Raw genomic sequence first — 11,699 nt, 5'->3', positions numbered from 1 at the left:
TATCACAGCGCTTGCAAAACTGCAATATCAAGCTGTTTTTTTATTTATTTCCAAATGCAGCTGTTTCAACATAAATGAAATGGGTTATTACATATTCAAGCCAGTCAACAAGAAAGAAAGGTGATTACGATGCTAGGTTGGGCGTTTTTATTCTTCTTATTAGCCATCTTTGCCGGTATCTTCGGATTTCTGGGCATTGCATCGGCTCTGGCAGGGATAGCAAAGGTATTATTTGTTATTTTTGTCATCTTATTTATCGCTTCCCTTATTCTTGGCAGAAGACGAGCCACATAACAATGCTGCAATGGCCCTATCAAATAGGCTTATTACATTTAAGGAGGAATTATCATGGAAAAATTAGATCTTTCAACGACTAAGGTACGTATTGTGGACAGCATTACAGAGGTGCAAAATCAAGTAAGGCATTTTCAAAATGAAGGGTATCCCGATGACAATATTTTTATACTAACCCATGACAAAGACAGAACCTCCCGCATTGTGGATAAGACGGATGCTTCCAAAATCGGGGTAGCCGAGGAAGGCTTCGGCACAGCTATCGCTAATATCTTCCGCTCTACCGGCGATGAGCTGCGCGCCAAAATGAGGTCGCTGGGCATTTCCAAGTACGACGCTGAAAGGCTGGAGTCGGAAATGGACCGGGACAAGGTGCTTGTGATTGCCTGGAGCGGTAAAGAATACTACGGCGAGGACTTTGATCCGGCGATATACTATTACACCTACTATTAAAATCAGATTGCAGATTTTATAGTTTGGAAAAGCCTATCCCTAGGGATAGGTTTTTCCAGTATGCTATAGTAAAGGTATATATAACTTCGCCAAGGAGGCTGCCTAACGAATGAGCATCATAGTTGTTGATGATAATGCAACCAATCAGCTTATTATAAAAACGATTCTTACAAAAGCCGGCTATTCGGATTTAAAGTTCGCCTCCTCTGCCCAAGAGCTGTTTGATTTGCTAGGCTTGCATTGCACCTTGGTCAAGGAGCCAAATGCCGAGCTGATTTTAATGGATATGATGATGCCGGTTATGGACGGCCTGGAAACTTGCAAAGTACTGCAGGCTGACAGCCGCTTCAAGGATATCCCTATCATCTTTGTCACTGCTGTCGGCGACTCTAACAAAATGGCGGAAGCTCTCGATGCTGGAGCAAGCGATTATGTAATGAAGCCTATTAATCGTATGGAGCTGTTAGCGAGAATCCGCTCCTCCTTGCGGCTTAAGAAGGAAATTGATTGGCACAAGGAACGCGATCAGCGCATGAAAAACAAGCTTGAGCTGGCCAAGCAGGTTCAGCGCAGCGTGCTTAGCAAGGTGATTGACGATGACAATATTTCAATCCGTGCAGTATACCAGCCTTCCTCTGAGCTTGCTGGCGATTTCTATGCCTGGTATCGTATTGACCAGCACCGTTATGGCGTTATTTTGCTGGATATGATGGGCCACGGCATATCCGCTTCTCTGGTCTGCATGTACATATCGTCCATGCTCCGCGATACGATTACTCGCGTATCAGATATTGAGCAGGCCATACACGAGCTGAATCATTCTATGAACCAGCTGCATATGGAGGATGAGCTCATTAATTATTATTTTACTGCCATCTATATGGTTATCGATACGAAAGAGAAAAAGATCGAATACGTCAATGCGGGCCATCCTTCAGGCATCGCCTATGTCGACCAGCAAGCGGCATTGCTGGAGCATGGCTGCGGAGCTATCGGCTTATTTCAAACTTTGACCGTTGAAAAACAAACGCTTCATTATCAAGATGATCTTACTATTATTTTATACACTGACGGATTAACCGATTACATGAATCATCGCGAGGATATGCCTGCTGCAAAACTGGCCGAGCTGCTGAATGACAAGTACAAATTAGAGCCATCAGCCATCGTCGGGCTGCTTTTGCCCCAAGACAGCGATGCGATTCAAAAGGATGATATTTGTTTAGTAAAAATAGAAACGAAATAATGCCGTCTATTCTGGCCCAAGCTGTTTCAAACCGTTCTATTTGGTTTAAATATAACTAATAAACGGATATTGTAACAGGAGGTAGGATGACATGGAGATTATTGTAATAATCGGTTATCTGTTAAATGCTATATTCATGCCGAGCCCATCATACAGCATGTCTCCCGGAGCGGCCGATCAGGCTGCAAGCAGTACCGCCATGCTGGCATCAATGCCTGTCAATCAGACAGAAATGCAGCCAATAACGTTAAGCACAATTAATGATATTTCACTATACGACGACGTTTTTAGCTTATTGGAAAAAAAGGGCATTCCGGATCGAATAGCCTCCGATCCTTACTTACAGGAGTACACGAGCTATGAATATGCGGATATGACCGTTATTTTTAATGAGGATGCTATTGAGTATATTGAAATAAATACAGAAGCAGCAGGCACTGTATACTTGGATCAATTGGAAGTGCCGGTCACCATAAAAGACCTTACAAACGTTTTAGGCAAGCCAGACTTCGAAGCGGAGGACGGGCTCGTATTTCAGCGGAAGGATGCTCTGCTAAAGCTATTTATTAATCCGAACACCAAAGAGCTAGAATCTATAGCCTATTATCATATTGCATCAACGTAAATTATAAAGACCGGAGTGAAGCGAATGTCAGTTTATCCATTTCAAATCAGACAAGAAGAAACAGACACAGCCTACGTTTTGCATGTCAGCGGCGATCTGGACCTTGCAGTTGTGCAGCAATTCCGGGCCGCATTAGGGCCGATCGTCAAGCAGGAGGACAAAGCTTTAATATTGAACCTGAAAAATCTAACCTATATTGACAGTACCGGGATTGGCATTATCGTGTCCATTCTCAAAATTCGCGACGGCTTGCATGCCCCTTTTATCGTGCAGGACATCCCGCCATCGATTAAGCGGCTATTCCATTTAACAGGCATATCTGGATATTTAACAGAAAGGACCGAAGCTTAAATATGAAAGATATTCGTCTGCAAATTCCTTGCCGCGCTGATTATATTGATATTGTTCGAGTATGCTTATACAGCATCGCTTCCAAGCTAAGCTTCACCTATGAGGAAATCGAGGATATGAAGGTGGCCGTCTCGGAGGCATGCAACAATGCTGTTCTTCATGGCTCGCCAGAGCTCGCTGACAACAGCATTGATATTCGCTTTCAGCCCTCCGATACAAGCTTAACTATTAAGGTGACTAACAAAGGACCGGCATTTCCGCATGATGAAGCGCTAGTCAAGGCGGCTCCGCTGCAGGAAGGAAGCATCCGCGACTTGCCAGTAGGCGGATTGGGCATCTTTCTTATGCAGGCTTTAATGGATGAGGTTGCTGTTGAAACGAAGGACCAAACGACCGTAGTTACTTTAATGAAAACAAAAAAGCAGACTGAATAGCCACTTTCGCAAGCTGCACAAGGATAACGGCTCCGCCGTCCTTCGCTTAAACGAAGGACGTACAATATAGGGTGCTCTCCAGCCATCGACTGATGGCAGGAGAGCACCCTTTTCCTGCTGCGCTTAGGAGCGCTTGCAAAATATTTTTTGACAAGGATCGGCTTCCTCATATTTTACTTTAAGAGAACCATTCATCGCTTCCATTTGACCTAACGCCAGAAAACCTGCAGGCGCCAGACTGGCATACAATAACTGATGCACGCGCTGCTGCAAAGTGGCATTAAAATAAATTAATACATTTCTGCACAAAATGATGTGAAATTCGTTAAAGGTGCTGTCCGTCGCCAAATTATGCTGGGCAAAAACGATTCTGTTAATGATTTCCGGATGAATAATTGCATACTTCTGATCGGTTTTGTAATAGGAGGAAAACTCCTCTTTTCCCCCTGCCTGCAAATAATTTTTTGTAAAAGCCTGCATCCGCTTTAACGAAATCGAGCCTGACTTGGCATAATCAATGACCTGCTCATTCATATCCGTTGCATAAATTTTAGCTTTATGCAGCAGGCCCTCCTCATGCAGCAAAATCGCCATTGAATAGGCTTCCTCGCCAGTGGAGCACCCGGCATGCCAAATTCTTATTTCGGGCAAGTCGCAAATGTTTGGAATAACCTTTTCCCTTATAGCCTTAAAGAAGAAAGGATCACGGAACATCTCTGTTACACAGATGGACAAGTCATTCACAAGCGTCGCAATAAAGCCGGGCTCATGAAGCACTTTTTCAAGCAGCTGCGTCACGGTCGTCAGTTCTTCCTTCTGCATGCGGTAATGAATTCTTCTCGTTAAAGAAGAGCGTAAATAATTGCGAAAGTCATAGCCGTACGCCTGATAAATGCCTTCAAGCAGCAGATCGATTTCGATATTTTCCAGATTGGTCATTGTATCACCTACTTTGTCAGCCAGACACGCATTAGGGACAGCAGCCGATCCATCTGTATAGGCTTGCTTATATAATCGGATGCGCCTGCCTCCAAGCATCGGTCGCGGTCGCTTTTCATTGCTTTTGCAGTCAATGCTATAATTGGAATCGCTTGAAGCTCCTCATCCTTGCGAATCGCTTTGATCGTTTCAAAGCCATCCATAATCGGCATCATAATATCCATTAAAATAAGGTCAAACTCGCCATTATCCCGCAAAATTTCCATGCATTCATTTCCGTTGCCCGCTACGGTTACCTGCAGCCCTTCCTTCTCAAGCGCTTTAACCAGAGCAAATACATTGCGTTCATCATCTTCCGCGATTAAAATTCTTTTGTTTGCAAACTCTGACATTTCAGCAGCATCGCCGGCTGCTTGATGCTCATCAGAAACCGGAGGCTTGCTGGCGACAATAACCTCGGCTGTATCCGTAAATGCCGCCGCTGCCGCTTCTTCTCTGCTTTTTGTCAAATGCTCTAAAAGGCTTGTGTCCAAGCTTGGCAAAAACAAAGTAAAGGTGCTGCCTTCGTCAGGCTTGCTTTCCAGTACAATCTTACCGCCTAACAGCTTCGAAAATTCGCTGCATATCGATAACCCGAGCCCGGTTCCGCCATATTGCCGGTTCGTCTCACCGTCCACCTGCTGGAACGCTTCAAAGATGAGCTGCTGCTTATCAAGCGGTATGCCGATACCTGTATCGCGCACGGATATCTTAAGCACCTGCTCACCGCTGAACATCGGCAATTGCTGCTCCACAGCAGCTTGATCTGCTAGCTCAATAGAAAGTTCTACTGAGCCCTGTTTAATAAATTTAAAGGCGTTGGATAGCAGATTTTTCAATATTTGCTCGAGCCTTTGCCCATCGGTCTGCCACGTTTGAGGAAGCTTATCGCTGCTTATAATATTGAATTCGATCCCTTTGCTTTCGGCAACAGGCTGAAAGGTATACTTAATGACTTCAGGCAGCTCTGTCAAATTGACTTCATCTATCGTAACGATAAGCTTGCCCGCTTCAATCTTGGATAAATCTAAAATTTCGTCAATCAGCTTCAGCAAATCCTGGCCCGAAGAATGAATGACTGAAGCATAACCGACCTCATCCGGGTTTAAGGTGCTGTTCTCATTATCAGCCAGCAATTGCGACAATATTAAAATGCTGTTGAGAGGCGTGCGCAGCTCATGCGACATATTGGCCAAAAAGTTCGTTTTATATTGGGAGCTTTGCTTCAGCTTCGCGGAATACTCTACCAGCTCCTCTTTTACCCTTTCCAGCTCTCTCGTCTTCTGTTCGGCAAATAAATTTTGCTGCTCCAGATGCTCGGTCGTCATTCTCATTTCCTCTTGCTGCATTTGCAGCTCTTCGGATTGGGATTGCAGCTCTTCCGTTTGTGACTGCAGCTCCTGGGTAAGCACCTGCGACTCCCGCAGCAGACGCTCCACTTCCATACGGCCAACGACATTGTTGATCGCAATGCCAAAATCAACCTCGATTTCTTCCAGCAGCTTCAAATGCTGTGAGGTAAAGGGCTGCAGAGAAGCGAATTCCACCACGGCTTCAATTTTATTTTCATACTGGATCGGAATAATCAGAATGCTCTGAGGCTCAATTTTTCCAAGCGCTGTTGTAATAACAGCTGGATGCTCCTGCGGCCCATTCAATAAAAACACGCGATTTTCCTGCGCGCTTTGCCCGATTAAGCCTTCCCCCATATTGAAAGCTTGCTTGCCGATATTGTCGTCATCACCGGCATAAGAAGCGATATTGACTAATTTAAGCCCTTTATTGGACTCTTTTCGAATGTAAAAAACACCGTATGAAGCTTGAACCATTGGCGCTACCTTGGACAAAAATGTTTTAGCCAATGCTGTTACATCGTTAATGCCTTGGCTCATTGTCGCAATTTCTGCCACCTTCGTTTGAATCCAGTTTTTCGACTCCAAGCTCGTTAGGAGCTCATTGGTGGCTTCGCCCAAATCTCTTATTTCATCCTTCGAATTCACTTTAATTCTTGTCTTCACATCTCCCTTGACCGATGCGATATCTGTAATCGTTTTAGCAACCTGTTTAATCGTTTTAACGATTGATCCTGATACAATTGTAACAATAGAGAAGCCAATAATAGTAATAGCCAGCAGCATGGCATAAATACCGATTGTAATTAAACGGTTGCGGTTGGCAAGATCGTTGACATGAGACTTCGTGGATTGCATTTCCTTGGCATGCAGCGCTTCAAACTTGCCTTTCAAATCATCCATATTGCCGACATCCATTTTATAAAATTGACTAAGCTCGTCCAGCTTATTGTTCTGTTTTAGCAAAATGGCCGGCTCTGCGGTCTTTTCCACCCAGGACTGAATAAACAGCTTGATTTCTTCCAGCTCGCTCTTCGTCGCCAAATCCTTGGACACAAACGGGGATAAACTGTTATATTTGGCTTCCCATTGCGATTTCCCGCTTTCGTATGAGTCCAAATACGCTTCATCACCTGTTAAAAGATAACCTCTAAGGCCCGTTTCCATACTTAAAGTAGAATTTCGAATAGAAGCCAGCAAGTTATGAATCTCAATATCGCTAGTTGTAATGTCCTGTACTTCATGCTGCAGGGCCGTAATTCTGTCCGTTACAATAACGATAGAAACGCTCAAACAGCAAATGACTAAAATATAGCCAATGGCAATTTTCATTCGAATATTAAATCGCATATCTTTCAGCATTCGAATCTCCTTTCCTACTTGTTCTATGAAATCGAATAGACTAATTATAACATTAACGAAAACAATGTGCGTGTTGTTTCAAGTCCGCCGAAGCAGGGTAAGTATTCTAAAAAGAGGAAGTGACGTTATGGATTTGCTCATGCAGATTGGTATATTAGTGATCGCTATAGCTTTTATTATTCTTATGTACTCCATTATACAAACGATGAAGGTGTTGAAATCAGCAATAGAAGAAATGCGGCTGACGATCGGAGAGGTGCGCAGCGATGTGTCTCGAATCTCTGATGATATGAAAGAAACGATTCAGCATACGAATGAAATGGCTATCGACATAAAGCATAAATTAAGCTCCTTAAATATTGTATTTACAGCAGTTAATGATATTGGGCAAGCCGTGCAAACCTTTACGAGCATCGCCAAAACCTCTGCTGCCCAGCTTGCCGCGGCTATTGAACGTAAACCAGCTCCAACCAAAAGAAGCAGCGAGCCTAATACTGAGAAACAGCAGCCTGTTTCCAACATGGTTATCGATGGAATTATTTCGGGCCTGCAGCTTTGGAAAAAAATGAAGCGAATTTAGCTTATAATAGTATTACATAAGGAGGAATACGCCAAATGACAAAGCCTCATATTCATTTGACTATACCCGCACAAGCAGAATATATCGATACGGTCAGACTAGCTGTATACAGCATTGCCAGCAAAGCCGGCTTCTCCTATGAGGATATTGAGGATATGAAAGTAGCTGTATCCGAGGCTTGCACGAATGTTGTGCTGCATGCTTACGAGCATCAGCACGACGGGATAATCGAGATAACATTTGAACTGGACATAGACAGCATATATATCAAAATCAGAGATTACGGAAGCAGCTTTGAGTATGACAAGCAGATGAAGCCTCCCGTTCCACTGCATAATCATAAGCTTGAAAATATTTCTCCAGGAGGACTTGGCATTTATATGATGCAAGCTTTAATGGATCATGTAGAAATTCACACAGGCCCAGGGACAGAAATTGTACTAGCAAAAAGATTGGGTGGAAATGAGGAACTCGCATGAATAATAACTCCTCTTCCCTGAGTCAAGAACAAGTATTGAATATGATCGCTCTTTATAAACAAAAAGAATGCAATGAGATTGCAACTGAACTGCTGCTGCATTATAAGCCGCTAATCCGGATGGCCGCGGTCAATATGTCCCGTAATCGGCCCGATTTATATGAAGATCTGTATCAGGTTGCCCAGCTGTCCATGCTGAAGCTATTTATGCAATATGATCTGGATCGTGAAACACCCTTTGAGGGCTACGCGATGAAGAGTCTTATCGGCTATCTGAAAAACTACCTGCGCGATAAATCATGGTATATTCAAGTGCCGCGCCGCATGAAGGAAAAAGGTCTGCTTATTCAAAAAGCAATTGACCATCTCACTATGATCCTTCAGCGTTCCCCAAGCATGGAGGAAATTGCCCAGTACATGGAGCTTTCTGTTGAAGAAACGATTGAGATTTTATCCTCGCGCGATTCCTATCAATATGTATCACTGGACACACCATTGTCCACCGACAATGACAGTGCTACTATTGGCGATTTAATCGATTCGCAGGCCGATGATTACAAGGCATTAGAAAATCGCCTCGATCTGGAAGAAGCGATGAAGCAGCTTAAGGAAGAAGAACGACAGGTGCTTACACTTGTTTATCATAATGATCAGCCTCAGCGCAGCATTGCCGAGCTGCTCGGCATTTCTCAAATGAGCGTATCGCGTATTCAAAAGCGCGCCATCGAGAAGCTGAAGCGAATATTGACCGCGAACTCATCCGATCCTAAGCCTTGATCAATTGTGGATAGGGCAATAAGCAAACGAAAGGGATGTTACTACGATCAAGATTGGAATTCCGACCGCTGTTGTAGTCCCATTTTTTTGATGAAATAACCCCTGTAAAGGGTTAAATTGGCCTACAAAGGCGGACGCTGCTGCTTCCCCATTCCCAATCTTGCTCTTCCCACAATTAATCGACACCCTCGTCAGAGTTGCTAAGTTGATGTAGTTACTATAATTACTATGTTTGATATAATTGATAGAGTTGCTGTAGTTGCTAATAAAGCTTGGACACTCACCCACACTAGATTATCCACTTTTTGCATATATTCACACAAACATAAAAAGGACAGCGCATGCTCTTTAGAGAGTATCGTTGTCCTTTTTATCATCCAATTGCGACTGTCCGTCCGGCATCCTTCGTTCTAACGAATCCTCATGACGTTATTTGGCCTAAATTGGCTGTTTTTATTTTCTAACGAAGATTAGGAGACTGTCGATTAATTGTGGATAGTTGCAACAAGCAATAGAAAGGGGTATCACTGCGATCAAGATTGGGATTCCGACCGCTGTTGTAGTCTAATTTTTATGAATAAATAACCCCTGTAAAGGTAAAAATTAGCCTACAAAGGCGGACGCTGCCGCTTCTCCATTCCCATTCTTGCTCTCCGTTTCCCCTTTCTCATTGCTTATCAATAGTTGCCCACAATTAATCGACAGTCTCATTAGATGCGCTATGTGTAAATAAACACCGGTTTAGTTGCTCCTTTTGACCAAATAAGGCTTTGTAGCTTCGTTAGATTTTTGAAACAAGCTTTTTGAGCCTTTTAGCGCACTCAGCATTCGTTAGAACTGGGAGCTGCGTAATGGTGGGTGGTGGTTTGTAACAGAGGTAGCTACATTTAGGTGGTGGTGGTCTGTAACAGCGATAGCAACATTCTGGCGGGTGGTGGTTTGTAACAGAGGTAGCTACATTTAGGTGGTGGTGGTCTGTAACAGCGATAGCAACATTCTGGCGTGTGGTGGTTTGGAACAGCAGGGTAACATTTGGGCGACTGATGGGGCAAACTACAATTTTCATTTCATACTAAATGCATTTCATGCACCTAGATTTGCCTTTTTGGTCGAATCATTTAATCTAAATGCATTTCATGTATCTAGATTTACGGAATAAGGCGATATCGCTCAAATGCATGAAATCTAAGTGCAGTTTTTCCCTTTAGATTGGGAAAAAAGCAAAATTCCTTAGATCTAGATGCATAAAATACAGTTAAAAGAGCTGCCCATTGGGCAGCTCCCCTACTAACCTTTTTATACTCTATCTAATTAATGACTTGTTATTTGTCCGACGATGCCAGCCTGTCCTTCATCTCATCCGTCGAGCTGCTAATCGATTCTTTAATGTTCTGGTTCGACTCCTTCGCATGCTTCGCAAGGCTGACTGCTTCTTCCTTTACGCTTCCAGCAATATTTTTAGTAGTGTCGCCTACAGAGGATACTATATCCTTGGCCTTGCTGCAAAGCGTTTGATACTTATTAGAGAGGTCCTCGCGCATCTTGGCTCCCGATTTGGGTGCTAGCAATAATGTGGCTATTACGCCAACTGTTCCTCCAATAACGGTTCCTAACAAAAGTCCACTGCTTTTTTCATTTGGCATATGAATTCTCTCCTTTACCTTCAATAGATTACAATCTGCTTACTTTGAAACAAGCTCCGTATCTACTAATAACCACATGCAGCAGATTTGAAACATCAACGATGGTCTTTAAAACGATGGTCTTTAATTTGAAAGGCAACCTATCCTGTTTCAACTAAGAACCAGCCGGGTATATATAAGCAAGTGGCTATTCAGCTTACAGAACAGCTCACTAATCTAAGACAGAAAGGATTGACTGCACGTGAGAACAACAGCAACGGATTTGCACCGAACGAATGAAGAGGTAATGGAAAGCGGCAGCTACGTATGCGAAGCTGGCGTGAAGCGCGAGCTGCAGAGAGGCGATAAATTTCCCGTATGTCCAAGGACAGGGAATGAAACTTCCTGGCGACATTCCGACCATCAGCACAAAACAGGTGATAGAGTAACGGAAGCCGGTCAATATACTGATCCTGATGGTGAGAAAATAAACCTGAGCATTGGAGAGACTTTCCCCGCCTGCTCAAAATCAGGAAAAAGCACAAACTGGAAACATGCTTAATCCCTTTCATAACGACACTCTCCCGACAGTTTTATAATGACGACAGACTCTTATATGGACAAGAAGAAACGCTGCGCGTTCTTGGCTAAGGATGTGCCGTTTCTCGGTGAAATATAGGAATAGGTATAAGGTGAAAACTTATACTTTCCTATATTTTAAATAAGAAGCATTGCAAGCAGATTAATCCGCTCGCAATGCTTCTTTGTTTTTAACGCCCAGTTAGCGGCATTTATTTTTTATCGACTTGCAGCAATGTAATATTTTTGATGGCGTATGTATCTTTAATCGCTTGCTCCGAAATGACATTCAGCTTAATAAGACTCGCGACCTTGGAAGAATCCGCTTTTGACAGCAGCCGCCAGACACTTGGCTCAGGCAGTGCCTCATAAAGCTTATTATCATCATACTCCTTGCGCTCCTGATGAACGAGCTTGGCCTTGTAGCTGCCAGCCTCCAGCTGGGATACATTTTGCTGCGTACAATAGTCCAAAATTTCATTGCGCAGTCCCAGCAGCTCCTGCTCTATTTCTTTTTGCTTTTGCTTCAATTGATAATACTGCTTTAAAGTCTTGTCCACCCATCTCA

At 43.5% G+C, this 11,699-nt stretch carries 14 protein-coding genes; 10 read left to right on the top strand and 4 right to left on the bottom strand.

What is annotated here, in order from left to right; translation table 11 throughout:
• The first annotated feature begins 129 nt into the window (after positions 1-129).
• The 6 genes from ACRRU2_RS11560 to ACRRU2_RS11535 all read left to right on the top strand — a co-directional run bounded on the left by ACRRU2_RS11560 (position 130) and on the right by ACRRU2_RS11535 (position 3,403).
• Positions 130-294, top strand: a complete 165-nt coding sequence (locus ACRRU2_RS11560; RefSeq protein ID WP_331700616.1) for a DUF1328 domain-containing protein — start codon at positions 130-132, stop codon at positions 292-294.
• A 54-nt stretch (positions 295-348) separates the two neighbouring features.
• Positions 349-747: a general stress protein gene (locus tag ACRRU2_RS11555; protein WP_331700555.1), complete on the top strand. Its 399-nt coding sequence runs from the start codon at positions 349-351 to the stop codon at positions 745-747.
• 109 nt (positions 748-856) lie between these two features.
• Entirely contained in the window at positions 857-1,993 is a 1,137-nt protein-coding gene (locus tag ACRRU2_RS11550; protein WP_432501699.1) for a SpoIIE family protein phosphatase, read from the top strand.
• A 91-nt stretch (positions 1,994-2,084) separates the two neighbouring features.
• On the top strand, positions 2,085-2,618 hold the full coding sequence (locus ACRRU2_RS11545; RefSeq protein WP_432501697.1) for a hypothetical protein: 534 nt from the start codon (positions 2,085-2,087) through the stop codon (positions 2,616-2,618).
• A 24-nt stretch (positions 2,619-2,642) separates the two neighbouring features.
• Complete coding sequence (locus tag ACRRU2_RS11540) at positions 2,643-2,969, top strand: STAS domain-containing protein (protein WP_331700552.1); 327 nt, start codon at positions 2,643-2,645, stop codon at positions 2,967-2,969.
• Positions 2,970-2,971: 2 nt separating this feature from the next.
• Positions 2,972-3,403: an ATP-binding protein gene (locus ACRRU2_RS11535; protein ID WP_432501695.1), complete on the top strand. Its 432-nt coding sequence runs from the start codon at positions 2,972-2,974 to the stop codon at positions 3,401-3,403.
• Positions 3,404-3,526: 123 nt separating this feature from the next.
• On the opposite strand, the gene ACRRU2_RS11530 is transcribed toward ACRRU2_RS11535, so the two are convergent.
• Positions 3,527-4,342, bottom strand: a complete 816-nt coding sequence (locus tag ACRRU2_RS11530) for a CheR family methyltransferase (protein ID WP_432501693.1) — start codon at positions 4,340-4,342, stop codon at positions 3,527-3,529.
• Positions 4,343-4,350: 8 nt separating this feature from the next.
• Positions 4,351-7,095 (bottom strand): response regulator, encoded by a 2,745-nt coding sequence (locus ACRRU2_RS11525; RefSeq protein ID WP_432501691.1) that lies wholly within the window; start codon positions 7,093-7,095, stop codon positions 4,351-4,353.
• A 127-nt stretch (positions 7,096-7,222) separates the two neighbouring features.
• Here ACRRU2_RS11525 and ACRRU2_RS11520 point away from each other — a divergent pair, with 127 nt between their 5' ends.
• The 3 genes from ACRRU2_RS11520 to ACRRU2_RS11510 are packed head-to-tail and all read left to right on the top strand — an operon-like array spanning position 7,223 to position 8,930.
• Entirely contained in the window at positions 7,223-7,675 is a 453-nt protein-coding gene (locus ACRRU2_RS11520) for a DUF948 domain-containing protein (RefSeq protein ID WP_432501689.1), read from the top strand.
• Positions 7,676-7,710: 35 nt separating this feature from the next.
• Entirely contained in the window at positions 7,711-8,154 is a 444-nt protein-coding gene (gene rsbW / locus ACRRU2_RS11515) for an anti-sigma B factor RsbW (RefSeq protein ID WP_432501686.1), read from the top strand.
• A complete protein-coding gene (locus ACRRU2_RS11510; protein WP_432501684.1) occupies positions 8,151-8,930 on the top strand; it encodes a sigma-70 family RNA polymerase sigma factor in 780 nt (259 codons plus the stop codon). The genes rsbW and ACRRU2_RS11510 overlap by 4 nt, the downstream gene beginning before the upstream one ends.
• Before the next feature lie 1,322 nt (positions 8,931-10,252).
• Here the strand turns inward: ACRRU2_RS11510 and ACRRU2_RS11505 are convergent.
• On the bottom strand, positions 10,253-10,573 hold the full coding sequence (locus ACRRU2_RS11505; protein ID WP_331700545.1) for a YtxH domain-containing protein: 321 nt from the start codon (positions 10,571-10,573) through the stop codon (positions 10,253-10,255).
• 241 nt (positions 10,574-10,814) lie between these two features.
• Here ACRRU2_RS11505 and ACRRU2_RS11500 point away from each other — a divergent pair, with 241 nt between their 5' ends.
• Complete coding sequence (locus ACRRU2_RS11500) at positions 10,815-11,114, top strand: hypothetical protein (protein ID WP_432501681.1); 300 nt, start codon at positions 10,815-10,817, stop codon at positions 11,112-11,114.
• Positions 11,115-11,343: 229 nt separating this feature from the next.
• Here the strand turns inward: ACRRU2_RS11500 and ACRRU2_RS11495 are convergent, their stop codons facing one another.
• Positions 11,344-11,691, bottom strand: a complete 348-nt coding sequence (locus tag ACRRU2_RS11495; protein ID WP_331700543.1) for a hypothetical protein — start codon at positions 11,689-11,691, stop codon at positions 11,344-11,346.
• Between the last annotated feature and the right edge of the window lie 8 nt (positions 11,692-11,699).

The organism is Paenibacillus sp. GXUN7292 (assembly GCF_050864975.1).
Classification (GTDB): domain Bacteria; phylum Bacillota; class Bacilli; order Paenibacillales; family Paenibacillaceae; genus Pristimantibacillus.
Note: the sequence above shows the minus strand (reverse complement) of the source record. Positions and strands in the feature narration are given on the sequence as shown.

What these genes read in the sequence shown, in the direction of transcription:
- ACRRU2_RS11550 (WP_432501699.1), top strand. Translation starts at nt 857, where the DNA reads ATGAGCATCATAGTTGTTGATGATAATGCAACCAATCAGCTTATTATA.
- ACRRU2_RS11540 (WP_331700552.1), top strand. Translation starts at nt 2,643, where the DNA reads ATGTCAGTTTATCCATTTCAAATCAGACAAGAAGAAACAGACACAGCC.
- ACRRU2_RS11510 (WP_432501684.1), top strand. Translation starts at nt 8,151, where the DNA reads ATGAATAATAACTCCTCTTCCCTGAGTCAAGAACAAGTATTGAATATG.
- ACRRU2_RS11555 (WP_331700555.1), top strand. Translation starts at nt 349, where the DNA reads ATGGAAAAATTAGATCTTTCAACGACTAAGGTACGTATTGTGGACAGC.
- ACRRU2_RS11525 (WP_432501691.1), bottom strand. Translation starts at nt 7,095, where the DNA reads ATGCTGAAAGATATGCGATTTAATATTCGAATGAAAATTGCCATTGGC.
- ACRRU2_RS11560 (WP_331700616.1), top strand. Translation starts at nt 130, where the DNA reads ATGCTAGGTTGGGCGTTTTTATTCTTCTTATTAGCCATCTTTGCCGGT.
- ACRRU2_RS11505 (WP_331700545.1), bottom strand. Translation starts at nt 10,573, where the DNA reads ATGCCAAATGAAAAAAGCAGTGGACTTTTGTTAGGAACCGTTATTGGA.
- ACRRU2_RS11535 (WP_432501695.1), top strand. Translation starts at nt 2,972, where the DNA reads ATGAAAGATATTCGTCTGCAAATTCCTTGCCGCGCTGATTATATTGAT.
- ACRRU2_RS11530 (WP_432501693.1), bottom strand. Translation starts at nt 4,342, where the DNA reads ATGACCAATCTGGAAAATATCGAAATCGATCTGCTGCTTGAAGGCATT.
- ACRRU2_RS11545 (WP_432501697.1), top strand. Translation starts at nt 2,085, where the DNA reads ATGGAGATTATTGTAATAATCGGTTATCTGTTAAATGCTATATTCATG.
- rsbW (WP_432501686.1), top strand. Translation starts at nt 7,711, where the DNA reads ATGACAAAGCCTCATATTCATTTGACTATACCCGCACAAGCAGAATAT.
- ACRRU2_RS11520 (WP_432501689.1), top strand. Translation starts at nt 7,223, where the DNA reads ATGGATTTGCTCATGCAGATTGGTATATTAGTGATCGCTATAGCTTTT.